19 protein-coding genes and 2 pseudogenes are annotated in these 25,517 nt (G+C 40.4%); 4 read left to right on the forward strand and 17 right to left on the reverse strand.

Annotation, left to right across the window (positions count from 1 at the left end; translation table 11 throughout):
* The first annotated feature begins 253 nt into the window (after positions 1–253).
* Entirely contained in the window at positions 254–988 is a 735-nt protein-coding gene (locus V7083_RS14495) for an SIS domain-containing protein (RefSeq protein ID WP_335478968.1), read from the forward strand.
* Between the two features lie 264 nt (positions 989–1,252).
* Here the strand turns inward: V7083_RS14495 and V7083_RS14500 are convergent, their stop codons facing one another.
* Complete coding sequence (locus tag V7083_RS14500) at positions 1,253–2,203, reverse strand: response regulator (protein ID WP_335478970.1); 951 nt, start codon at positions 2,201–2,203, stop codon at positions 1,253–1,255.
* Between the two features lie 2 nt (positions 2,204–2,205).
* Positions 2,206–3,438: a sensor histidine kinase gene (locus V7083_RS14505; RefSeq protein WP_335478972.1), complete on the reverse strand. Its 1,233-nt coding sequence runs from the start codon at positions 3,436–3,438 to the stop codon at positions 2,206–2,208.
* A gap of 198 nt (positions 3,439–3,636) precedes the next feature.
* Between V7083_RS14505 and V7083_RS14510 the strand changes: the two genes are divergently transcribed.
* Positions 3,637–4,884: a cation:dicarboxylate symporter family transporter gene (locus tag V7083_RS14510; RefSeq protein WP_335478974.1), complete on the forward strand. Its 1,248-nt coding sequence runs from the start codon at positions 3,637–3,639 to the stop codon at positions 4,882–4,884.
* A 192-nt stretch (positions 4,885–5,076) separates the two neighbouring features.
* On the opposite strand, the gene trxA is transcribed toward V7083_RS14510, so the two are convergent.
* Positions 5,077–5,397 (reverse strand): thioredoxin, encoded by a 321-nt coding sequence (gene trxA / locus V7083_RS14515; RefSeq protein WP_335478976.1) that lies wholly within the window; start codon positions 5,395–5,397, stop codon positions 5,077–5,079.
* A 119-nt stretch (positions 5,398–5,516) separates the two neighbouring features.
* Between trxA and V7083_RS14520 the strand changes: the two genes are divergently transcribed.
* A complete protein-coding gene (locus V7083_RS14520; RefSeq protein WP_335478978.1) occupies positions 5,517–6,431 on the forward strand; it encodes a LysR family transcriptional regulator in 915 nt (304 codons plus the stop codon).
* A gap of 150 nt (positions 6,432–6,581) precedes the next feature.
* Here V7083_RS14520 and V7083_RS14525 read toward each other — a convergent pair whose 3' ends face one another.
* Genes V7083_RS14525 through V7083_RS14535 form a run of 3 tightly spaced genes read right to left on the reverse strand, consistent with a single transcriptional unit; the run spans position 6,582 to position 10,714 of the window.
* Positions 6,582–8,210, reverse strand: a complete 1,629-nt coding sequence (locus V7083_RS14525; protein WP_335478980.1) for an amidohydrolase — start codon at positions 8,208–8,210, stop codon at positions 6,582–6,584.
* 37 nt (positions 8,211–8,247) lie between these two features.
* Positions 8,248–9,591: an APC family permease gene (locus V7083_RS14530; RefSeq protein WP_335478982.1), complete on the reverse strand. Its 1,344-nt coding sequence runs from the start codon at positions 9,589–9,591 to the stop codon at positions 8,248–8,250.
* A gap of 52 nt (positions 9,592–9,643) precedes the next feature.
* Positions 9,644–10,714, reverse strand: coding sequence for a C45 family peptidase (locus tag V7083_RS14535; RefSeq protein WP_335478984.1), 1,071 nt, complete (start codon positions 10,712–10,714; stop codon positions 9,644–9,646).
* Positions 10,715–10,932: 218 nt separating this feature from the next.
* Between V7083_RS14535 and V7083_RS14540 the strand changes: the two genes are divergently transcribed.
* The gene (locus V7083_RS14540; protein ID WP_335478986.1) at positions 10,933–12,237 is read left to right on the forward strand and encodes an ArsR family transcriptional regulator; all 1,305 of its coding nucleotides are present in this window, start codon (positions 10,933–10,935) and stop codon (positions 12,235–12,237) included.
* A gap of 81 nt (positions 12,238–12,318) precedes the next feature.
* On the opposite strand, the gene V7083_RS14545 is transcribed toward V7083_RS14540, so the two are convergent.
* The 11 genes and pseudogenes from V7083_RS14545 to V7083_RS14590 form a co-directional block, all read right to left on the reverse strand.
* Positions 12,319–13,611 (reverse strand): agmatine deiminase family protein, encoded by a 1,293-nt coding sequence (locus V7083_RS14545; protein ID WP_335478988.1) that lies wholly within the window; start codon positions 13,609–13,611, stop codon positions 12,319–12,321.
* A 20-nt stretch (positions 13,612–13,631) separates the two neighbouring features.
* Positions 13,632–14,501, reverse strand: a complete 870-nt coding sequence (locus V7083_RS14550; protein ID WP_335478990.1) for a carbon-nitrogen hydrolase — start codon at positions 14,499–14,501, stop codon at positions 13,632–13,634.
* Between the two features lie 35 nt (positions 14,502–14,536).
* On the reverse strand, positions 14,537–16,174 hold the full coding sequence (locus tag V7083_RS14555) for an amidohydrolase (protein ID WP_335478993.1): 1,638 nt from the start codon (positions 16,172–16,174) through the stop codon (positions 14,537–14,539).
* Between the two features lie 26 nt (positions 16,175–16,200).
* Positions 16,201–17,199 carry an ABC transporter ATP-binding protein gene (locus V7083_RS14560; protein ID WP_335478995.1) on the reverse strand — a complete coding sequence of 333 codons (999 nt, stop codon included), beginning with the start codon at positions 17,197–17,199 and terminating at the stop codon, positions 16,201–16,203.
* A complete protein-coding gene (locus V7083_RS14565; protein ID WP_335478997.1) occupies positions 17,180–18,199 on the reverse strand; it encodes an ABC transporter ATP-binding protein in 1,020 nt (339 codons plus the stop codon). Before V7083_RS14565 ends, V7083_RS14560 begins: the two co-directional genes overlap by 20 nt.
* 21 nt (positions 18,200–18,220) lie before the next feature.
* Positions 18,221–19,120 carry an ABC transporter permease gene (locus V7083_RS14570; RefSeq protein WP_335478999.1) on the reverse strand — a complete coding sequence of 300 codons (900 nt, stop codon included), beginning with the start codon at positions 19,118–19,120 and terminating at the stop codon, positions 18,221–18,223.
* Between the two features lie 14 nt (positions 19,121–19,134).
* Positions 19,135–20,141, reverse strand: a pseudogene (locus tag V7083_RS14575) (ABC transporter permease).
* Positions 20,142–20,153: 12 nt separating this feature from the next.
* Positions 20,154–21,722, reverse strand: a complete 1,569-nt coding sequence (locus V7083_RS14580) for an ABC transporter substrate-binding protein (RefSeq protein ID WP_335479001.1) — start codon at positions 21,720–21,722, stop codon at positions 20,154–20,156.
* A 372-nt stretch (positions 21,723–22,094) separates the two neighbouring features.
* Positions 22,095–23,063 carry a methyl-accepting chemotaxis protein gene (locus tag V7083_RS23815; RefSeq protein ID WP_438823728.1) on the reverse strand — a complete coding sequence of 323 codons (969 nt, stop codon included), beginning with the start codon at positions 23,061–23,063 and terminating at the stop codon, positions 22,095–22,097.
* A pseudogene (locus V7083_RS23820) lies at positions 23,037–23,783 on the reverse strand (HAMP domain-containing protein); the annotation flags it as partial. The gene V7083_RS23815 and the pseudogene V7083_RS23820, both read right to left, overlap by 27 nt.
* A gap of 108 nt (positions 23,784–23,891) precedes the next feature.
* Positions 23,892–25,505 carry an amidohydrolase gene (locus V7083_RS14590; RefSeq protein WP_335479006.1) on the reverse strand — a complete coding sequence of 538 codons (1,614 nt, stop codon included), beginning with the start codon at positions 25,503–25,505 and terminating at the stop codon, positions 23,892–23,894.
* Positions 25,506–25,517: the final 12 nt, after the last annotated feature.

Consider the following 25,517-nt stretch of genomic DNA (forward strand, 5'->3'; position numbering starts at 1 on the left):
GAAATCAACATACAAGTTGAACAGAGCCTTATTAATAAAATATAGTCCAATTTTGCAAACATGATCTGCATGCTTTAGTCTTGAATGGTATAAAAAGTGGGGGGCATGGGTCTCTACATTTTTAGGTATTGGGTTTATATTAGGAATATCCATTAAATTTTGTCTATAAGGGAGTAACTTTGACATAGAAACGGGAAGAACTATTCCTAAAAGAGGTGGTAAAATTTATTCGATTGGCAGGGGGGACAGGACCATGTTAAAACAGTACTTTGAAAAGGCAAAAGAAAAGGTTGAATTGGTTGAAAAAAATCAAATGGCGAAATTGAAAGAAGCAGCTGAACAGGTGGCAAAAGCGATTCAAAATGGCGGTATCATTCAACTATTTGGCTGCGGCCACTCTCATATTTTAACAGAAGAGGTATGTTATCGAGCTGGTGGACTTGTTCCTATTAACCCCATCTTGTTTGAGCCCTTAATGCTGCATGAAGGCGCAATAAGGTCCTCACAGTTAGAACGACAAAACGGCTTAGCAGCTGAGTTCATGAGCGCCCAAGACATCCGTAAAGAAGACGTTATGTTTGTCATTTCCACTTCTGGCCGTAACCCGGTTCCTGTGGATGTAGCCCAAATGGCCAAAGTAAAAGGGGCTTTTGTAATTGGGATCACTTCCTTGGAATATTCGAAGAGCCAGCCATCCAGGCATGAGAGCGGTAAACACTTATTTAATTCGGTCGACTTAGTGATCGATAACTATTCAACCAAAGGGGATGCAGCACTTTCTTATGAAAAGGTTAGTGTACCATTTGGCCCTACATCAACTGTAGTGGGGGCAGTCATCATTAATGCTATCTTTGCCGAAGCGGTAAAAATGATGGCAGACAATGGCTTTGAACCTCCAATCTTCTTAAGTGGAAACATTGATGGAGCTGATCAACATAACCAGCAATTAATAGAAAAATACCGGGATAGAATTCCGCTGTTAAAATAAATTCCAGATAAAGAAGCTACAAAAGACGACTGTTTATCTCAAAAATGTGAATTTCAGTCGTCTTTTTTCTTTTGAATGAGTTTGATAATAGAGTCCTTCGGGTTCCAACATTGGAATTGATAGTGTGTCTTTGTTTCATAGCCTAATCTTTTGCAAAAGTATTTCATTCCTTCTGCTTTTTTCTCTGCTTGGAAATGTTGGCATGTGGCGCAGCAATGGAAATTTTTCAATTTTCTTTGCCTCTTTTTTTCTGTATTTGGTGCTTCATTTTGAAACATCCATCATCTCGGTGAACATGTCAACCTTGAACTTTATTTCCATGTGTAAGGCCTGGAGGAATTTCTTTATGTTGATTCGTGAAGGAGTTGCGGTGTTTTTGCCTTCCAACTCGTGCATTTTCATTCGTACTTGGGTGTAATCGAATAGCTTGGATGAGTAATATTCAAAAGTTGGATTGGCGTAATCAGTTAATCCCAGTGAAGCGAGATGCTCAAGCACCTGTTGGATTGCCCGGCGGACTCTCTGTTCCACTGCTTTGCACTCTTTTCGGAGTTCCTGTTGAGTTGCAGAGGCATCGAGATGTTTTTTTGCTGCAAGCTCATACAGCACATGTAAGTTAGGGATTTCGTGATTTCCCTGGATTTCCCATTGATGCATCTGTTCTAATAGGTCCAAAAGGTCCTTTTCACCGCTCTTGCCAACCATACCTAGTTCAAACAAGATTTTCTTTGAAGTGGATGTGAATGATGGCTGCTTTGTTGGTTGTTGGCTTTCAATTTTGCGATTTTTGGTTGTACTCTTGGTTAAAATGCTTAAGGAATGCTGGATGGTATGAAGCGATTTTTCCAACAACCGATAGTCGCTTACCTTTTTAAGGACGCTAACCACTTCAAGCCGGTTTATCGGCTTTGTAATATAATGCTCTACTCCGATGGAATACGCTTCACTAATCATATCCTTCGATTCGATTTGCGAGATCATGATGATTTTCCCCTGGAAAAATGGGGCAATCGCTCTTACAGTCTCAATTCCGTCCCTAATGGGCATGAGAAGATCGATAATAAGGATATCGACTTCCATTTTGTTCAGAGTCTGAGCATCTACTTCGGCTCCATCGGCTGCTTCCCCTACAATGGTACCCAATTCTTCTTCCTCAATGATATTTGAGAGCATTCCCCTGATGTTAGCGGTATCATCGACTATGAAAAAGTTCATCTTCATTCCTCCTTTTTAATTAACATGGCAACTGGAAGATGAATTTCAAAGGTAGTTCCTTTTTCGTGTGATGACTGGACCAGTTTTATAGTGCCTCCTAGATTTTCAATGATATTTTTTGTGTAAGATAAACCAATACCATTTGATGCCATTCCGTCCTGATTAAACTTTGTTGTAAAGCCCGGTTCAAAAATATACGCTTTGTTTTTCTCAGAAATTCCTGTTCCATTATCTTTTACTGTTATTCTGACCTGGTCTTTCACCCTTTTCACTGTTAACGCAATGTTCCCCTCATGCTTGATCGCCTCCACCGCATTGGCGACAAGGTTATTAAGGATGGAGAGGAGGAGGAAAGTCTGGTATTCCGGATGCTCGCCATAGATATTTACTTGAACCTGAATCGATTTCCGAAGAAGCTCCCCATAATTTTTATTTGAGAGGCTGATAACAGAGATAATATCCTTAATATCCATGAAATCTGCCAACTTTTCCTTGATCATTAAACGGGATAATCCTGCGTAAATCCGTTGATTATCTTTTTTTATTTCATGCAATTCACCAGCAACTTTCAGCATGGCTTGTGCATGTGTATGATGGTTCTCCTCTTTTAAGTCTCGGTAAATGGCATAACAGGTGCTTGTTAATTCCTCCGCGTTTTTCATCGATTTCTCCAATTGGAACTTTTCCGCATATAATTCTGAGACAAATAATAAAATTTGTTCGGTCCGTTGTCGCTGCTGCTCTTCGGCCAATCTTGTTTCCCGAACTAAAATGGCATTAAAAAAACCGAGTGCAAAAAAGCTGCGGATCATGGCGACCAAAACGATGATAAGTAAGTTTGAACCCGTCATTTTCATATCGGTCGTGAAATGGCGAATGGTCATTTCTGTTACATTTCCGATTATTTCAAGAACCATACCTAGCAGGCCAATTAGCAGAGGTTTGGAATACATCTTTTTAACTTTGAAAATATGAAAAAACAGAGCAAAAAGCATGTAATAAAAAAACACAGGAAAATTAGTAGAAAATTGGAATGCTCCATCTAGCAGTTTGTCGTGAATCATTCGAAAGCAGAGAACGGAGGCCCCTGTTAAAAAGCCTGCAAAAATTGGATGGATTTTACGTGACCATAACAGGATAAAGAAAAAAACCGGCGCACTCATGCTGACCCTTTGATCAGGGCTGCTAAAGGGATACACCTTTACTTCACCAGCGATCGGTACAGCAATCATCATAAACAAATAAGCTAATAATTTGTCACGAATCGGTTCTTCCCCCTTTTATGCAACGAAGATTCTAACTACTCTAAAAATTATAATTCATCTTTGTAGTTTTTTGTAGTTTTTCGTAGTTAGGGATGTACGATTAATCCATGGAATCGTTTACAATGTATTTTCTACTATTAATAGTATCAAAAGATGGGAGAGAAGCGAGTGAAAAAGAATAGCTTAGCTTGGCAAATTTTTATTGGATTAATCTTGGGGATTATTGTGGGGGCCGTTTTTTACGGTAATCCGCATGTTGAACAATTTTTACAGCCGATTGGAAATATCTTTTTACGATTAATTAAAATGATTGTTGTACCGATTGTCATCTCTTGCTTAGTTGTAGGCGTGGCTGGTGCCGGTGACATGAAAACATTAGGAAAGCTGGGCGGCAAAACCCTACTCTATTTTGAAATTATTACCACCATTGCGATTGTTGTCGGCTTGTTAATCGCGAATATATTCCATCCAGGAACAGGTGTGGATCGTTCTCAATTAGTAAAGTCAGATATTAGTTCCTATGTAACGACTGAAAAAGCAACGGAATCACACTCTAAGATTGATACATTTGTAAATATTGTACCGACCAATGTCGTACAGGCATTTGCAAATGGAGACATGCTTGCGATTATTTTCTTCTCTGTTATGTTTGGACTTGGTGTAGCGGCAATAGGTGATAAAGGCAAACCGATTATCGCATTTTTTAGAGGCACAGCCGATGCAATGTTTTATATAACCAATCAGATTATGAAGGTTGCTCCATTTGGTGTATTTGCTTTAATTGGCGTTACCGTTTCAAAGTTTGGCTTGTCTTCCTTAATACCGCTCGGAAAACTGGTTATTACTGTATATGGTGCGATGGCATTCTTTATTATCGTTATTCTCGGCATGGTTGCAAAAATTTGCGGCTACAACATCTTTAAATTATTAGCCTATCTAAAAGATGAATTAATTTTAGGCTATTCAACAGCAAGCTCAGAAACGGTACTTCCGCGAATTATGGAAAAAATGGAACGAATCGGCTGTCCAAAAGGAATTACATCTTTTGTCATCCCAACCGGTTATTCCTTTAATTTGGATGGCTCCACATTGTATCAGGCCATTGCAGCATTGTTTATCGCTCAAATGTATGGCATTCATATGAGTATTGGGCACCAGATCACATTGGTTCTCATTTTAATGATTACCTCCAAAGGAATTGCAGGTGTACCGGGTGTTTCGATTGTTGTTCTCTTATCAACCTTAGGCAGTGTGGGCGTTCCAGTAGAGGGCTTGGCCTTTATACTTGGTGTTGACCGAATTCTTGACATGGCTCGTACATGTGTTAACATCGTCGGCAACGCACTAGCCAGCATCGTCATTTCAAAATGGGAAGGGCATAAGGTTGGAGACACGTTCGAGGAAAAAGCTGCCTAATCAGTAAAAGTGTTCTATTAAAATAAGAAGGGTTAGCCACTACGAACAGTAGCGTCTAGCCCTTTTTGTTATTTGTTAGATATATTCATTGTGCAAGGCCTTTTAGAGATGTGGCACCTTCGGACAAGGCGAATCGAAAAAAGCAAGGTGTGACCGAAGTCGAGGCATAAATGCGAAGGGAATGCCTACAACCTATTGGATGAACCCATATTCTTTTAGGGATTCAACCAGCTGAGCTTTCGGTTGGAACCCAGATATTCTTTTCACCAGCTGTCCGTTTTGAAAAAATAATAATGTTGGGATCCCCATTACCTGATACTCACTGATAAACTCCTGATTTTCATCGGAATTCACTTTAACTATTTTTACATCGTACTCTAAATCAATTTCCTCTAGGACAGCCCCGATTAATCTGCAAGGCGGACACCAAGGTGCCCAGCAATCAATCAGCACAGACTGACTTGTTTTAATCTCCTTATAAATTCCCTGTCCCTCTGCCTGTAATATACTCATGATTTCCTCACCTTTCCATTTGTCTTTTGATAGTAGTATATGATGAGTTATACTATAAGTAAAATTAATACTTTGAATGTATTGCATAAGTAAAATCTAATGTAGGTGTGGGGTGAACCATGACTTTATTTCAATTAGAGGTTTTCTTAAAGGTAGTGGAAGCAAAAAGTTTTACTAAGGCCGGTGAGCAGATTGGCCTTTCGCAATCGGCCGTCAGCCAGGCGGTGGCAGCTCTGGAATCAGAGTTAAATGTAAAGTTACTGAACCGGAGCAGAAATGGGATTAATTTAACAAAAGTTGGAGAACGCATCACGGTTTTGATTCGGGAGTTAATGGTGATTAAAACCAAGATCACCAATGAGGCGACGGGAATCACAGAACTTGAAACAGGGACGATCAGAATTGGAAGTATTGCAGGTATGGCAGCAAAACTATTGCCTGGTCTGATTAGTTCTTTTAAGAAACGATTTCCGGGTGTAGAAGTCGTGCTATATGAAGGAAACCAAGATGAGGTAAATAATTGGCTAACATTATCAGTGGTAGATGTTGGAGTGGTCTCTGAAGAAAAGCGGGAATTTGAATTTATCCCCTTGCTCCAGGATAAAATGGTTGTGTTTGTCTCGGAAAATCATCCGTTGAGCCATCAATCAGCCATTCATGTAAAGGATATCGCAAGTGAACCCTTCATCATGGCAAAAGAATGCAACCATGTTATTCGGAAGATTTTTAAAGAACAAGGGATCTCACTAAATGTTCAATTTGAAGTCAGTGACATTGCCACCATCATCGCAATGGTTCAGGAGGGAGTAGGAAATACGATTCTTCCGGAATTGGCCATTCCTTCTACCTTATCCAAAGTCACGGCCTCCTATTTAAGCCCGCAAGTCTATCAGAACTTAGGGCTAGAGGTGCGTTCAACCAATTTCATAAATCCCGCTCTAAAAGCATTTATCCACGAAGCGCAGGAATTCACTAAGAATTTGTCATTGAAATTATTTAATAGTTATCAATCTGTTATTGTGAGAAAAAAATAGGGAGCGTCTAAGCCAGTGAGGACGTTTATATAAAAGTAGAAGAAAAAAGCTTGTTTGCAAAAAGCCTTTTTCTTCTACATTTAAAGAGCCTTGCTGTTACAAATTAGTTCTATGATTTTTTTCTACTATATCCAGAGGTTCTCTAATCTATCAAACAGAGTGAGATTTTGCACCTTCATAAACTACTTTTCCATCAACAATCGTTAGCTTCACCTTTGCAACTGGTATTTCCTCCGCCGGTATGTCAAAAAGATTTCTTTCCAAAACTACTAGATCTGCGAGTTTTCCAACTTCCAATGTACCCAACTCATGCTCTCGGAATGAACCGTAAGCCGGTCCAATTGTATATGCTTTTAACGCATCGGCAAGAGTAATCCGCTCATGTGGATGCCATACTGTTTTTCCGCTGCTGTCAATTCTTGTGACGGCACGATAGATTTGTTGAAGTGGATTCAGGATGTCGATAGGGAAGTCTGTTCCAAATGCTAACCTCGCTCCTGCTTTTTTCAATGTATTGACCGCGAAAACATGCTTTTCCCGTTCGGCACCAATTCGGTCGGTGTAAACACCCCGTTCTGACATGGCCATGTGATCCGGTTGCATCGAAGCCGTGACACCAAGCTCATTAAAACGATGGATATCATCAGGATGAATCACTTCAATATGTTCCACGTTATGCCGGGAATCACGCTTGCCGTTGACTTTTTGTGCTTCCTCATAAGCATCTAAAGCAAGGCGAATGGCTCCGTCACCAATCGCATGAAAACGAATGCTAAATCCCTCTTTATCCGCTTCCACTACCCACTTTTTAATTGTTTCAGGAGGGAAAGTTGCCTCACCGCGTGTATCGTCCTGATCTGCATAGGGTTCTAATAAATACGCCGTACGAGCTGTAATGACACCATCAATAAATTGCTTCAGTCCGGACACACGGAGTAAATCGGATTGGTAGGCATCCCGCAAATGCTTGGCGTGCTCCAAGTCGCCATTTAATGCTGGCCACAAATGGACACGTGTTGTTAGTTCTCCTTTTTCTTCAAACTCTTTATAGATACGATAATCATTTAAGTTATCCAATGATTCTGCCGCAAATAGGTCGTGGACAGCTGTTACTCCAAAGCTGGCGGCGTGGGTGAGGAAACTTGAAAAAAGTTCTCTCTTTTGTTCATTTGTAAAATCATAGGCATGGAGGATTACCTCATCCATTGCACCTTCATATAATATCCCATTTGGTTCACCATTTTCGTTCTTTCCGATCATACCAAAAGAGGGGGGAGGAGTGTGTCGAGTGATATTGGCCATCTCTAATGCTTTCGAATTCACCCAGGCATAATGAACTTCAGCATGAAAGAGTAGCGCTGGACGATCGGGAAGAATACGATCCAATGAATAACGATCAGGTAATTGTTGTGTATCCCAAAAACCACTGTCCCACATAAATCCGAAAACCCATGGCTGATCCGGATTGCTTTCAGCGAATTCTCGAATCATTTCTAGTGCTTCCTCTTCTGAACGAGCCTCGAACAGGTTGACACCATTGAGGGAAACGGCACCCTGCATCATATGAAGATGGAAATCATGGAATCCCGGCATAATGAGTTGATCTTTAAATTGAAGGACTTTCGTATCCTCGCCCATATGGTGCTTCGTTTCTTCTTCAGAACCAACCGCTATTATTTTTTTGCCTTTAATCGCAATCGCTCCCGGTTCAGGTTGGTCGGTAAGACCTGTAAATACAGTATTACTTGTAATAATGAAATCAGCAATTTGTTTACTCATTTTCAATGTATCCTTTCTTTAGTACATAAAATAGTGGTTATTGAGCTTCTTCAAGTCCAAGCTCAGGTGGTAGTTGTCTAAACATTTTTGTTAAGTTTAATAGATAGATGAATCCGACGAGCAGCCATGTCCCACCTAGTATTAGTGAATGTTTATCTAAATTTTTCATTAATAATCCAATAAGTGCTGCGCCAATCAGAGGTATGACTAAATATAGAATTGTCCCTTTGAAGGACCGCTGTTTCTTTCTGAAGTAATAGTGGGCGATCACCGATAGATTCACAAAGAAAAAGGCGAATAGCGCTCCGAAGTTAATCAGTGAGATCGCTGTGTTTAAATTTAGGAAAATGGCACTTAAGGCAATGACACCAATGAGTAAAATATTGAAAACTGGTGTTTGAAATTTGGGTGATAGATAGCCAAAGAATTTTTTGGGCAATACATTTTCCCGTCCCATCGCATACAAAATACGAGAGGCGCTCGTTCCCGAGGCAACAGCTGAAGCAAAGCCAGCTGTTATACCGATTGCATTCATGATGCTATTAAAAATCATTCCGCCAACATAAATCTGAATGTCAATATAGGCGGACGCAGGGTCTTTAAAGGACTGAAAATTTGGGTAAACCATTTGTAGGAAATAGGCGCCTACGATAAAGATGAGTCCGCCAATGAAAGTAACCAAATAGATCCCCTTTGGGATCGTCTTCATCGGATCTTTCGTTTCTTCTGATAATGTGGTTACGGCATCAAAACCTAAGAAGGAAAAACATAAAATCGGAACAATGGATAAAAGAGTTGATAAGGTAATGTGAGAATCATAGAAGGGAGCGGTTGAAAACAATGTCCCTGCTCCTTTTCCAGCATGAAGTCCTTTAATCGCCAAGGTAACGAACCAAACCAGCGATAAGATTTGGAAAATCAGCAAGATCGTATTAAAGTTTGCTGCTAATTTAATACCAAAGATGTTGACAGTTGTAACAATGACAATAAATGAAATGATCCAAACATACATCGGAATCGAGGGGAACATGGCATTAAGGGCGATGGCATTGAACAAGGCACTGATCATCGGGCTAAATAGATAATCAATGATAATGGTCCAACCAACGAGAAATCCAAAATGCGGGTTTAGCGATTTTTGGGCATACGTATAAGCTGCCCCTGAATTTGGTAGCGCTTTCGACATTTGCGAATAGCTATAAGCTGTAAACAACATGATGAATAAAGCAATCGCATAAGCGGTAGGGATCATCCCGTTTGTGCCACTTACGGCTATTCCATACGTTGTTAACAAAGTAGTTGGAGCCATATAGGTTAAACCAAAAAACACAACCATTTTTAACGTGAGAGCTCGCTTAAGCGTAACTGAATTAGTATCCATCCATCAATCCTCCTTGAAAAATGTATGACCCATTTTTTAATTTGCTGCTTACTCAATGTGTAAACGTATACTTTTCAAAAGGTGTTTGACATGGCTGGCCGGGAGCTAATTCAAAGTATCCATCTGTTAAATTCATGATAATAGAGAAAACTGTGTCTGAAGGAAGCGGTCTTCCAGGTAAAGGGCCCAGGGTTTCACCGTGCCTGCAGATTGAATCTGGATAATTGAGATGATCTGATAAGAGGGACTTCACCGTTTCTACATCAATTTTTCCATGTTCTTTTTTAAGTAATTTCTCCCCACGACCTTGGCGAAAATGAGTATCAGGAAAATCCTTTCTTGCCAAATCTTTTATATTGATGTGTTTTGGTCCATAAAAATGATTAGAGTGAACAATGATCCCCTCGGATGGATAAATGGCATCGTAATCATCACACGTGCTTTCAATATCAAGAACTTCACCCTCGCTTGTCGCAATTAAAAAGTTTGCAGAAGTCCCTCTTGGCAGGCGGGAAATTTGTCCAACAGCCTGGGAAAACAATGTACTATTTAAAATTCCCCGGAAAACAATATGAACCGGAACGCCATATTCTTGCTGGGTTGTACTTAGAAAATTAAGACAAAAGCCAATGCCACAATCATTCATGCCAATTTTTCCGACAATACCGGCTTCTGTGCACATTAATACTTTTGGGCGGGAAGGCTGAATGATCTCAACGATAATGACACTTGGCTTAGAAGAAGCCATCCAATCCCAATTCTGTGCTAATAATGTTTGGTTATCTTTTGTACCGGGGGGGACAGCCGCTAAAGAAGTACACCCGTCAGTTGTCGACATGATTTCACTTCGTGCATTCAATGCAACAATGTCTAGAAAATCGACCTTTGCGCCATCACTTATCCCCTTCATTTCATCGATAATAAGCGGATCATACTTTTCAATCCAGGGAATGTAGGCGGCAGCACGAATTCTTGCATGATCCCAGCTAGTATTATTAGCATTCATAAATAGTTGCTCATAGGCCTTGATAGAGTGATGAATTTCCTGTTCAGCCTGCTCACCAATTTGTTTGCCGCATTCGTAGGCAGTTCCTTTTACACAAATCCTTTTAAACGTTTGCAAAAAAACCCCTCCATGATTCTCTATTTATAGACTATTAATGGTTATGTCCATAATTATAAATGAAACATCGATATTGTCAATAATATTTAGAATATTTAGATGAATATAGAAGTTATTATTATTCTGTTAGAATGTAGGTATTAATAAGTGTAAAATAATAGAGTATGTGTAGTTCTATATGAAAAATCTTTATTCATTTGATCAAAGGAGTGATTTCCTTGACCATTCGTTTAGGTATTTTTGGCTCAAAAGAATCAGTCGCAAAAATTAATTCTATTGTAGAAAAAAATCCTTCCTTCAAAAGTATTTCTATTATTTGGGATTTGCGTGAAGGGAATAACAACCCCTTGCATCCTTATTGTGAAGAGGTTGATGCCTGGCTATTTGCTGGTGACCTTGCCTTGACTTATGCAAAAAAGTGGGGGGAGATAAAGCAGCCTACTTATAGTGTAGAATATACAGGCTCCAGTCTATATAAGACCCTATTATTGGCCGCATATGCAGAAGGGCTAAAAATCGAGGAATTGAGTTTTGATTCATTTGAACTGACCGATTTAAAAAATAGTCTGAAGGAAATTAACATTAGTGAAAAACCCTTATATTTAAAACCTTTTGATGAATCACTAACTCTCGAAGATTATGTCGATTTTCATTACTCAAATTGGAAGGAACAAAAAATAAAGGGAGTCATTACTTGTATTCCTCATATCAAAAGTGAACTTGAAAGCTTGGGCATACCTGTATTCAGAATCCTGCCTACTAAATCGGCAATTGAAACTAAATTGAACAGTATTGTTCTGGCATTTGAATTACAACGCTATCAAACCGCGCAAATTGCCGTTCAAGTTTTAGAGCTTGATACGGAGAATAAATTATCCAAGGATTTGTTCTCTACAGATGAATTATTAAATCTGGAGCTAAAAATAACAGACAAGCTATTGAAGTATGCTAGGCGCCTGCAAGGTTCTTTAAAAGCAGCCGGATTAGGAAAGTTCGTTATTTTTTCAACGAGGGGAGTAATGGAGAAAATCACAGACTCATTTTGCTCCATTCCTGAAATGGCAGAGCTGGATGAACTGGGTTTAAAATCAGTAACTTGTGGAATTGGAGTCGGTTATTCAGCATATGAAGCTGAAATAAATGCCGTTAATGCGCTTATTCACGCAAAAGAGTTTGGAAAAGGGACATGGATGGCTCTTTTGGATCATCATGAATTTATCGGCCCACTTGGTGCGCCCAATCAACTTAACTTTTCCTATCATTCGGCCGAATTAGAATCGGTCAGCAAAAAAACATCATTAAGTATATCAACGCTAAGCAAAATAGCCTCCATTTTGAATAAAATGAAGACTGATGAAGTTGATGTGAAGGAATTAAGCCAATTTTTGCAGATTATGCCTCGAAGTGCCCAGAGAATTATTACCGCACTTGAAGCCCATGGTTATGCAACAGTTATTAGGCAAGAAAGCCCCCATGTTAGGGGAAGGCCTAAAAAAATATACCAAATTCATTTAAATGATTGAGTCAGAAAAAAAGAGTGGAGTCATTCTACCATCAGCAAAAAGCCGGATCAAATTCAAGGATTTGATCCGGCTTTTTTGCATTTATGGTGAAAGTAGTGGTTGTTGCTGGGTAATACAATGAATGCCTCCGCCGAGCCCGTTGACAGCCATTGGATTGATTTGTACAATTTTTCGATTCGGAAATGCAGCCTGAAGAATTTCTTTAGCCTGCTCATCCATTTGTCTCACACGATCAGACTTGCCCGGCTCCCAATATTTTGCAGCGATAACAGCGTTGTTTGTAATCAAGAAGTTCAAATAACTTACGGCAGGAATCTCGATTACCTTATCCCCATCTTTGTAGCCTAAACTTTTATAATAGTCATAGCTTTCATCTCCGGGCATAATAAGTCTTTCGTACCAATGATCAGACAAATCAGGAGCCGGCATGCGAATAATATTGAACGGTTTGCCATCGATATCGGTTGCGGTTTTCAGCTTGTTCACCATTTCCTCGACAATTTCGTAATCGATTCTCTCTAATGTGTTGTTATCCCTGGCTTCTTTGGAAATTTCCGCAACTAAAATGGTATGGGGATCTACGAAGCGCGCAAATTCATCAATGTGGCCATTCGCTCCATAACCAAAGAAATTTTCGATAATAGGGCCATTCACCACCAATTTATCTGCAAGAGGACTTCGATCAATCCAGATCATTTTCTTATAGCCATACATTCTAAGGATTTCACTTTCAATTTCTTCAATCGTTTTTCCAGGGTTGCGGTTAAGTGCCATGTCCTTAAATCCCATCATGACCCCATTACCATTCACTTCATAACCACCGCCCTCAGCCACCATGCTGGACTGAACGGTAGGGAGATTCAGTTGCCGAGCCATATCTCTATCAAGATAGCCCAGCGCAAGCTTATCATAGACGTTGTTGCCTGCACCGTAGAAGTTCCAATTAAAATCCATCACCTTTGCCTTGCCTTCACTATTTTTTACGAATGCAGGCCCTAAATCTCTTGTGTAAATATAGAGGTTATTATATTCATGAAAGTTGATGGAATTTGTATCGATCTTATAGTTCTTCAGAAAGTTGATCACCTGATTTTTTTCATTAGGCTTGATGATAAGATCCACTTTTACACGAGCAACGTTTTGCAAATTTTCAATGATTTGCGCAGTAACATCATGCATTCCAGGAATGGATGGGTATTCATACCAAGCTAACCAAACGGCACTTTGCTTCTCCCATTCAGCAGGGAATGAATAATCTTCTGCTGCCGTCGTACTAGCTGCCGTTCCACTAATAGATGCAGAGGACATCATCACAATACTCAACATGGCAATTAGCGACAACTTACATAACTTTTTCAACAGGTTCTTTTTCACCGTATTTCTCCTCATAATTTTCATGTATTTTTATTATTAAAAGCTTCCACCTGCAACAGAGGGCCATATGTGTCCGGCCGTCGATCCCGAAGAAATTGAAGGAGGTTACGAGCAAAATCAATCTCGTTTCTATCAATCTCCTGGATGATGATCCCTTCTTCATCGTCAAGTGATTGCATTATTTTCCCTAATGGATCACTGATAAAACTCCCGCCATAAAAGGTCATATTTTTTTCTTGCCCAACACGGTTAACGGCCGCCACAAAAACACCGTTTGAAATTCCGTGCGCAGAAATCGCCTTCTCCCATGCCGTTCGAGTAGAGAGTTCGGGATGATCAGGCTCAGAACCAATAGCTGAGGGATAAAATAGGATCTCAGCACCTTGTAATGCCAGTATCCTTGCTACCTCTGGAAACCATTCGTCCCAACAAATTCCAATCCCTATTGTCCCATAACGAGTTTGATAGACAGGATAGCCTGTGTTTCCGGGAACGAAATAGAACTTTTCATGATAATTGGGACCATCAGGAATATGGTTTTTTCGAGTGGTACCCATATAAGAGCCGTCAGCGTCGAATACAGCTGCACTATTAAAATAAACTCCGCGTGCTGCTTTTTCATAGAAAGGAACAATGAGTACAACTTCTAGATTTTTGGCAAGTTCACTCATGGTTTGAAGCATCTGACAATCCATCCACTCTGCAAGCTTGTAGCCATTAACCGAAACCGTTTGTGGAAAATACTGTGCGTTAAATAATTCTTGTAAGCAAATAATCTTGGCTCCTTTACTGGCAGCCTCTTCGATTTTCTTTATCGTATAATTCACGTTTTCCTCAATATCCTGACTGCATTTTACCTGTATTAGACCAATCGTTACTTTATTATTCATTTATAAATCCTCCGAGATGTAAATTTTCATTTATCCTATCTTTGTTTTATGTCTTGATCTACGTTACTTCTGTTAAAAACTATGTTTCCGTCAACCATTGTAAGTTCCACCTGTGTTTCCATTATTTCTTCCTCCGAGATTTCAAAAAGGTTTCGGTCTAGAACAATGAGATCTGCCAGTTTCCCAGCTTCTAATGTACCTAGCTCATCCTCTCTGAATGTTCCATAGGCGGAACCGTACGTATAAGCTTTTAATGCCTCGGCCAGCGTAATAGCCTCGTTTGGATTCCATTCCTGTTTTCCGCTGCTGTCAAGTCTTGTAACTGCTTTATGGATCTGATGCATCGGGTTTAAGGGATCAATAGGGAAATCTGTACCAAATGCAATGGTGGCTTCTGCATTTTGCAACGTCTTAATGGCAAATGCATACTTCGCACGGTCTTCACCAATCCGTGATGTATACAGGCCCCGTTCTGTGTTGGCTAGAAGACCGGGCTGCATGGAAGCTATGACACCTAAATCATGAAAGCGGGGGAGATCGTCAGGGTGGATGACTTCCACATGCTCAACCGAGTGGCGTGAATCCCTCACACCATTCACTTGTTTTGCCGTCTCATATGCGTCCAAAGCCAAACGGACAGCACCATCTCCAATGGCATGAAAGCGAACGCTAAATCCTTCTTGATCAGCTTCTACGACCCACCTTTTGATGGTTTCAGGAGGATGGGCCAGCTTAGTTTCCGTGCTTGAGTTATCTGAATAGGGTTCTATTAAAAAAGCTGTCGAGTTGGAAATTACTCCGTCAATGAACTGTTTTAACCCAGAAACTCTTAATTTCTTCGAAGAATAGGTATCTCTTAATCTTTTAGCACTCTTTATATCGCCATCAAGTGCAGGGAAAAGGTGGATACGGGTGGTTAAATTTCCAGTCTTTTCGAATTCCTGAAACATCTGATAATCATCTAGGGTGGCCGCGGAACCAAACATGTTGTTGACGGAAGTGACGCCAAAGCGGGCTGCTTCTGTTAGAAATCTCTGAAGAAGCTGTCTCTTTTGGGTTTGCGAGAAATCATAAGCATGCTTTGTAACAAAGGAAATGGCTCCTTCAACTAAAATGCCGGTTGGTTCACCGTTTAAGTCCTTTTCGATAAAGCCATAATCCGGATCTTTCGATTCACTAGAGATTTTGGCTATTTCCAATGCTTTGCTGTTCACCCATGCATAATGGCTGTCAAGAGAAAACAGGACGATGGGCCTGTCGGGAAAATAGACATCCAGGGCAGAACGATGCGGTGGCTGTTTGTCATTCCAGCGACCCGAATCCCACTTAAATCCAATGATCCAAGAATCACCCGGATTCCTTTCAGCATACTTGCGCACCATCTGAATCGCTTCCGCTTGTGATCGCGCAGCAAAAAGGTTCACACTATTTAAGGCCAGGCCACCTGCCATTATGTGTAGATGAAAATCATGAAACCCTGGCAAAATTAACTGATTACCGAAATCATAGATTTTCGTGTCAGGTCCTATATACGGTATGATCTCTTCCTTAGATCCAATCGCTGCGATTTTATTTTCAATAATGGCAATGTCAGCATGATACGGTTGATTGGTTAACCCAGTAAAAACAGCATGACTGGATAAAATTACATCAGCTTTACTATGAAAACGCATAAACTTCAACTCTCTTTTTTTAATAATTATTCGTATAAATGGCAAGCAACAAAATGCCCTTTGGCCATTTCTTTTTTCATAGGAATTTCCTCTTCGCAACGATCCATCGCGTAAGGGCATCTCGTATGAAAGACGCACCCGGAAGGTGGGTTTAAAGGAGACGGAAGTTCCCCTTTTAATAAGATTCGTTCCCTTTTCATTTTCGGATTTGGGAGCGGTATGGCGGATAGTAAGGCCTGGGTATATGGGTGAAGAGGTGAGGCAAATAAGCTGTCGGTCACAGCTTCTTCGACCATCCTCCCCAAGTACATTACCCCGATACGATTTGAAATATGGCGTACAACACTGATGTCGTGGGCGATAAAGAGATAGGTCAATTTCATTTCATCCTGCAATCTTTGCAGTAAGTTAATAATTTGTGACTGAATCGATACATCGAGGGCAGAAACTGGTTCATCAGCAATAATCAATTTGGGATTGACGACTAAAGCACGAGCCATACCAATTCGCTGTCTTTGTCCACCGGAAAATTCGTGAGGCAGCCGATAATAGTGGTCCATGTTCAGACCGACTTGATTCAGGATCTCCATCACCTTTTCTGTGCGCTCTTTTTTGGTTCCGATGGAATGAATCGCCAAAGGTTCTTCTAATGTTTTTCCAATGCGTTTTCGTGGATTCAAGGAAGAATAAGGATCTTGAAAAACCATTTGCATGTGTTGTCTAATCGAGCGAAATTCTTTGCCTTTTAGCTTAAAGATATCTTGATTACGATATATCGCTTTTCCTTCAGTAGGATCGGTCAGCCGCAAAATCGTCCTGCCTGTCGTGCTTTTTCCACACCCGGATTCACCAACCAATCCTAAGGTCTCTCCTTCGTACAGCTTAAAGGAAACATCGTTTACAGCTTTAACTTGCCCCTTTACTCCTCCCAGACTTCCCAATGATCCTTTAACTGGAAAGAATTTTTTCAGTCCTTGAATATCAAGCAGGGGGGAGGCCGGCTGATTAGGTGCCTGAGTTTGCATATTTTCCCTCCTTATCTTGAGCTATTTTGTCTGCATGCCAGCATCGGACTTTTTGACCGTTTGGCTGCAGTGTCAGTTCTGGCATTTTTTCTTTACACCAGTCATCGGCATAAGGACAACGAGGGGCAAAGCGGCAGCCTTTAGGGATATTGTCTAAGGAAGGAACCATTCCTTCAATGACATACAACTCTTTCGTACGATCTCCATCGAGTTGAGGAACGGATTGCATTAACCCCTTTGTATAGGGGTGAAGCGGCTGGGAAAAAAGGCTGTCAATATCTGCTTCTTCTACGACTTGACCCAAATACATCACGATCACACGTGTACAGATTTCTGCTACCACACCAAGATCATGTGTGATAAACATGACACCCATTTTAAGATCTTGGTTAAGATGGACAATCAGATCCAATATTTGCGCCTGAATGGTAACATCCAATGCAGTTGTTGGCTCATCGGCAATCAAAAGTTTCGGTTGGCAGGCGAGGGCAAGGGCGATCATAACCCGCTGCCGCATTCCCCCTGATAATTGGTGGGGATATTCATTCACCCGTTTTTCTGGTGCCGGGATACCGGTTAATTTGAGCAGTTCAATCGCTCTCTTGTAGGCTTCTTTTTTTGATACATTCTGATGCAGTAAAATGGACTCGACAATTTGATAACCGATTGTATAAACCGGATTTAGAGAACTAAGCGGATCTTGAAAGATCATGGCAATATCATTTCCGCGAATGGATTGCATTTCGGTATTCGAAAGCGCTAACATATTTTTACCTTTAAAGTTAATTTCCCCTTCATATTGAGCGGTATATTTTTCATCAAATAACCTCAAAATGGATTGAGAGGTAACACTTTTTCCACATCCGGACTCTCCTACAACACCGAGTATTTCTCCTTCTTCAATGTGAAAACTAACTCCATCTACTGCTGTAACGGTTCCGCGCTCTGTTCTAAAATGAGTTTTCAGTTTCTTTACTTCCAAAAGGTGCTGCTTTTTCATGGCGATCCCCCTATCCATCTTTTATTTTTTTGTTTTACTAACATGGGGGTCAATCAGGTCCCGAAAACCGTCACCAAGTAAATTTAATCCTAGGACAGATAATACAATCATTAATCCTGGAAAAACCGTCATCCACCATGCGTTAAAGATGACCAATTTACCGTCGTACAAAATATTGCCCCAGCTCGGATTAGGGGCAGGAACTCCGACTCCTAAGAAACTTAACGCTGCCTCGGTAATAATCGCTTCCGCAAAAATAAAGGTTGCTTGAACGATTAAAGGCGAAATCGTGTTTGGCATAATATGCAGCCAAATGATTCGAAATGTACTTGCTCCTTGAGCCTTCATTGCCTCAACATATGTTTCTTCACGAATCACTAAGGCAGCGGAACGTATGACCCGGGCAACATAGGGAGTAAACACAATACTTAAGGCAATAATGACATTTTTCGTCATGGGCCCGAGTGCCGCCATTAATGAAATGGCCAACAATATGGCCGGTATCGACATGAGCCCGTCACATATTCGCATCAAGATGTGGTCAAGAGTAGGATAATAGCTTGCATATAACCCAATGATTACACCCATAAGGGAAGAGAGAGCCGCAACTGTAAAACCAACCAACATCGTAACCTGAGCTCCGTTAGCGATTCGGGACAAGATATCCCGACCGAAATTATCGGTGCCAAGTAAATGTTCACCGCTAGGTCCTTGCAGCCTATTTGATACATCCATTTCATACGGATCATGGGAAACGAATATAGGTCCCAAAAGGGTCACCAGAATTAAAAAAATCATGATCAGGCTCCCGGTGACCATCAATTTGTTTGATAAGAGCCGCAGTGTAAGTAATTTTCTCTGTTGTTTCTTCAGACTATGTTTACGATTGGTAAATTCAAGATTGTTTTCTATCGCCCCCATCGAATTTCTCCCTTCTACTTTCGTTCTAAACGGACGCGTGGATCAACGATGCCATATAATAAATCAACGATTAAGTTAATAAAAACATAGGCCAGGGTAACAAATAACACGACACCCTGAATGACGGCATAGTCGCGCCGTGCTACGGAGTTTAGGGTAAGCTGACCAATCCCCGGTATATTAAAGATCGTTTCAGTAATAACAGCTCCAGCACAAGAAAACCAATCGATTGTCCTATAATGGTTAAAATGGGGAGGAAGGCATTGCGTAAGGCGTGTCTGTATGTGACATTATGTTCCTTCACGCCCTTTGCCCGAGCTGTTTTAATATAGTTGGTGTTAAGTACTTCTAGCATGGAAGATCGTGTCATACGGGCAATGAGGGCTGCTTGAACAACTCCTAATGAAATAGCAGGTAAAATCAGATACTTTACATGACTCCATAATCCTGAGCTTAGCGGCTGATATCCGGCAACAGGCAGCCATTTTAACCCCACTCCGAACAATAAGATAAGCAGAAGACCCAATAAAAAAACTGGAATAGACAACCCCAATAAGGAAATCGCCATCATAGATTGGTCGAGACCTGAACCCCGGTGTTTCGCAGCTTTAATGCCAATGGGAATAGCTATGAGGAGAGCTACGATTTCACCCAATATGGTTAGTGAAATCGTCGGTTTCAAGTGTGATAAAATCGATTGAGTGACAGGCTCCTTCATAAAATAGGAGGTGCCCAAATCACCTTGAAATACTCCGGCCATCCAGTGAATGTATTGCTGGAATAACGGAAGGTTAAGGCCTAGTTTTTCACGAAATTCATTCACTTGTTGCTTAGTAGCCTCCTGTCCTAATATGACCGAAGCCGGATCACCAGGGGTTAAGTGAATAATTAAAAAGATGACAATTGAAACAACATACAAGACGGGTAAAAGTGAAAGGACCCGTTTTATCAGGTAAATATGCAACGGTGTAACCCCCTCTGGTTTACCTTCCCGCTGCTGGATCAGCAACGGGAAGACCATTTTTCAAAATGCTTATTTGTTATTTGTTACATTCCATAGAATCATCCGGTCCTGAAATTGATAATTGGAAACCGTTTTGCGTAAATAATCGACTTTTTTGATATCGCCGACTTTGATATCCGGCACATAATCGTAATACCACTTAAGCAATTCACCATATTGAGCTTTTGCCTCATCCAATGAAGGCAGACCTCTGATTTTCGATACAAGGTCCAGCATTTCGGGACTATTCGTCCATCCAGCAAATCCCGGTATTAAGGATAAATTTGAAGTTGGTTCAGGAACAGGGAGGTCTATAACCACGTAGATGTCATATTCATTTGGATCAGAAGTTTTATTCAGCAGAGTAGGCCAGTCGTATACTTCGAGCTTTACGTTCAACCCGATTTTTTCTAGCTGACTTTGAATAATGACAGCAGCATTGTAATGGTCAATATAGTCACGAGTAACCATTATTTTTATTTCTTTGCCATCGTATCCAGCTTCTTTTAATAAATGTTTTGCTTTTTCAGGATCACTTTTTTTGTAGAGATCTTTTCCTACATCACTGGACCATTCTTTTTGCTGAGCCATCATCAGAGAGTCATTAACAGTAAAGAACTTTTTATCTTTAAAGGTACCGGTTAAAATCTTTTCCCGATCAAGGGCTGTAGCAACGGCTTTACGCGCTTGTTTATTGGCAAAGAGTCCCTTTTTCTTATTAAAATTCACCGTAATATACCCGAAAGGATTGATGGAGGGAATTAGATTTGGATCGCTTTTAAGTATATTTTCATTATCAACCGGAACAGAAGAAGCAAAATCATATTCCCCACTTTGAATTCCTGCTACCCTTGTTGAAGCATCTGGAGTAAACATAAATTTCACTTCATTAAGCAATGCTTCTTTTTTGCCAGCTAATCCATTGGCTTTTTCACTGCGAGATTGATAATCATCAAAACGGGAGAGAGAGACGTATTGATCTTGTTTCCATTCAACAAATTTAAACGGGCCAGTTCCCACAAATTCTTTTACGCCGGTTGGGGTGGCCTGATCAATGATTTCCTTTGGCATGATTGCAGCGAACGAGGGACCTTGGTAAGAGATGATGCTTAAGGCGGTTGATAAAGGCTTAGGCAGATTTAAAACGACAGTGTAGTCATCTTTAGCTTCGAAAACAGCATCCGAAAATTGCCCTCTGCCGCCTATGTTATCTTTCCACCGATTCATGGAGGCTACCACGTCAGCTGCTTTCATTTCTTTTCCATTGTGAAAGTGGACTCCTTTTCTTAAATGAAAAGTAACTGTCTTACTGTCGCTGCTTTGCTCATAAGATTCAGCCAGCATCGGTTGGATTTTATGGTTGGAATCAACTGTTAATAATGTTTCATACACGTTTCCCATAATATCTGCCGTAGCTTGAGCTAAGCTAATGTGAGGGTCTAGTGTCTGAGGCTGTGCAGAGTACGCGATTTTTAAATCCCCGCGCTTATCTTTTGTTTGTTCACTTTCCCCTGATGATTTCTTATCAGTACTACAACCAATAAGAGAGAATAATAGGACGGTGATCAATGCCCCTATTAAAATCTTAAATTTCCACAATTCAATTGCCCCCTTTGTTTAATCATCCTTTAAAAAAATCGTTCACTTGAAGTCGAAAAGAATCTGAAGGAAGGGTGTATTCTTCAATGAAGGTAGGTCTAAGAGGTCAAGGTAATGAGTGGAGCTGCTAAATGATGTATTAATTTTTAATTAAATGAAATCCCCCCTTTTTTTGAACCATTAAATGTTGATTAATGGCTATGTCCATAATTATAAAACAAGATATCTAATTGTCAATATTTTTAGAACATTCCAACTGTTATTTAATTCGACTTTTTGTTGTTATTGGTGATGGGGAAATGTAGAAGAATAGTGAGAATATGAATAAAGCACCTGCCCGATTCTGGACAAGTGCTTATTGCTGAAAGGCTATTAAACTTTGAATTTACCTGTAAGTTTTTCCAAGTTATTGGCCATTTTAGCCAGGTTGCTTGAAAAGACTGAAATTTCCTGGATAGATAGCAATTGTTCTTTTGCGGATACTGCTACGTCTTGTGCATTGGCAGAAGACTGGTTCGCAATGGCTGCCAAATTCGTAACTGACAAGGCGACTTGCTCCGTTCCAGAGGACATTTGCTGGGATGCTGCTGAAACTTCTTGGATTTGTTCAGTGACATTCTGGATGGACTGGACAATACGATTAAATACGGTTCTTGCGTCATCCACTACCAGGATACCGGTATTCACATCGTCAATGCCTTTGTTTGCGGAGTTGACCGCATTAGAAGTATTGATTTGGATTCTTGATACGAGTGTTGAGATTTGTGCTGCGGAGTCTTTGGACTGTTCGGCCAGCTTTCTTACTTCATCCGCGACGACCGCAAATCCTTTCCCGGATTCACCGGCACGTGCGGCTTCAATGGCAGCATTTAATGCTAATAAATTGGTCTGTTCCGCTATATTTGTAATAACATCAATAATTTGACTGATTCCTTGTGAAAGATTCTCTAATTCTTGAACTTTTTCACCGGCTTCATCAACAGATGTTTGAATGGTTTTCATTTGTTCAATTGTTTTTTCAATAACCCTATGTCCCTCATTTGCATCATCAATCGTTTTGTAAGCCGACTCAGTCACGATACTAGTGGAATTGGCGATTGTCACAATTCCGACGGCCATTTCGCTCATTGCGACTGAGATCTCATCCGTTCCTCTCACTTGTTGCTTGGTGCCGGTGGAAATTTCTTCGATAGAAGCAGAAATTTGCTTGGTGGCTACTGAATTTTGTTCAGCACTCGCCATCAGCTCCTCTGAGGAAGCAGCTACTTCTACTGCGGCCAATTGAACCTGTTTAATGATGCTCTGGATATTGTCCATCATTTTATTAAAGGCGTGGGCCATTTGGCCAATTTCATCATTACTTTTTACTTCTAATCTCTGAGTTAAATCCCCATTATTATTTGATAATTGGTCAAGCTTTTCGACAACAAAGGATAGCGGCTTGGTCATTTTTCTTGAGATAAAGAATGAAACGCCCAATCCTATAAAAATGGAAATAATAATAACTGCTATACTAATAATGGAACGGACCTTAGCTAATTTCTTCTGTTCTTTTATTTTCTCATTCAATAAATCTAGCTGAATTTGCTTAAAATCTGCTACATTTTTTGAAAAATAAGTGTTATTTTGGTAATATTCCCCATTATAAATCTCTAACGTTTGTTCCTTATCTGTAAAAGCGAGTTTCCTCATTTTTGTTTCTAAATCCCATAATGTAATGTTGTTGCTCTCGAGATTTTTTAGAATGGTCTTAGATTTTTGATCGGTAACCTTAGAAGAAACCTTCTTGATATTTTTAGTAATCTGCTTTCCATATTCATCATAGCGACTTTTTTCCCTTTTGCTGCCAGGCTGAATTATCATTCCTTTTACAGTATCGCTGATCACCGAGTCCTCATATTGAATTTCTTGTGCCAGGTTGTACAATTTCACATCGTTTTGGATGACATTATCATATGATTTACCTAGATTTAGCATAGAGAAATACAGAATGACAAATCCAACCATACTTGCGATTAAAACAGATGTAAATCCTAGCATTAATTTAAACCTTATACTCATATTTTTTTCCTCCTGCTAGTAGCAATGTTGTATAGTGAATAATTGTTCAAATTTAAAAAGTGCTTCTACCACTATGGAATCCTCGGTTTAAACGATAGTAACTTGGAACTACATATGGTGGTAAACTACTTTTCCATCAACCATTGTTAGCAGTACCTTCGTATCCGGTATTTCTTCTTCTGGAATATCAAAGAGATTTCGTTCTAAAACAACTAGATCCGCGAGTTTCCCCGTTTCCAAAATCCCTAATTCATGTTCTCGGAATGATCCGTAAGCCGGGCCAATCGTATACGCTTTTAAGGCATCGGCAAGAGTAATCCGTTCATGCGGATGCCATACCGTGTTTCCGCTGCTATCAATTCTCGTGACGGCACGGTAGATTTGTAACAACGGACTAAGGACATCAATGGGGAAGTCGGTACCAAAGGCTAAATTTGCTCCAGATTCTTGTAAAGAATGAGTCATAAAAACATGTTTTTCCCGTTCAGGACCAATTCTGTCGGTATACACGCCTCTTTCGGACATGGCCATATGATCTGGCTGCATAGATGCGGTTACACCAAGACGTTTAAAACGGTGGATATCCTTAGGATGAATCACTTCAATATGTTCTACAGAATGTCGAGAATCCCGCTTTCCATTGACTTTTTCTGCTTCCTCATAGGCATCTAAGGCAAGATGGATGGCTCCATCACCGATCGCATGAAAGCGAATGCTGAATCCCGCTTTATCTGCATCCACGACCCACTTTTTAATCGTCTCAGGAGGGTAGGTTGATGTGCCGCATGAATCAGGCTGATCTGCATAAGGTTCTAATAGATAGGCAGTACGAGCGGTGATGACCCCATCAATAAATTGCTTTAATCCCGATACTCGAAGTTTATCCGAATGATACTTTTCCCGTAATTGTTTGACATGTTCCAGATCGCCATTTAATGCAGGCCAAAAATGAAGCCGTGTCGTTAATTCTTCTTTGTCTTCAAATTCTTTGAAAACACTGTAATCATTGAGCATTTCCAATGATTCAGTCGCGAACAAGTCGTGAACAGCTGTTACTCCCAAACTGGCTGCATGCTTAAGGAAATCAGTAAACAATGCTTTTTTTTGTTCTTTGGAAAAATTATAGGCATAACGAATCACTGCATCCATGGCTTTTTCGTATAAAAGACCATCAGGTTCTCCGTTCACATCCTTACTGATCGTTCCAAACGGTGGGTTTTCAGTATCACGGTTAATGTTGGCAATCTCCAATGCTTTCGAATTCACCCATGCATAGTGGCCTTCCGCATGAAACATCAGTGCCGGACGATCAGGGAGAATCCGGTCTAGTGAATAGCGATTCGGCAATTGCTGAGTATCCCAATAACCGGCATCCCAAGTTGAACCGATTACCCATGGATTTTCTGGATGCGACTCGGCAAACCTGCGAATGATTTCCAATGCTTCTCCTTCGGAACGGGCTGGTAATAAATCAGCGCTGTTCATGGAAACAGCCCCATCCATGATATGAAGGTGAAAATCATGAAATCCTGCCATGATTAATTGGTCATTAAATTCAAAGACTTTTGTGTTCTCATCTGAATATGCTTTCATTTCCTCAGGCAAAACAATCGCCATGATTTTATTGTCCTTTATTGCAATAGCAGCAGGTTCTGGATGGTTTTTAAGACCTGTAAAAACAGCATTGCTAGAAATGATGATCTCTGCAAATGGTTGACTCATATCAGTCAATTC

Source organism: Bacillus sp. JJ1764 (assembly GCF_036962145.1).
Taxonomy (GTDB): domain Bacteria; phylum Bacillota; class Bacilli; order Bacillales; family Cytobacillaceae; genus Neobacillus.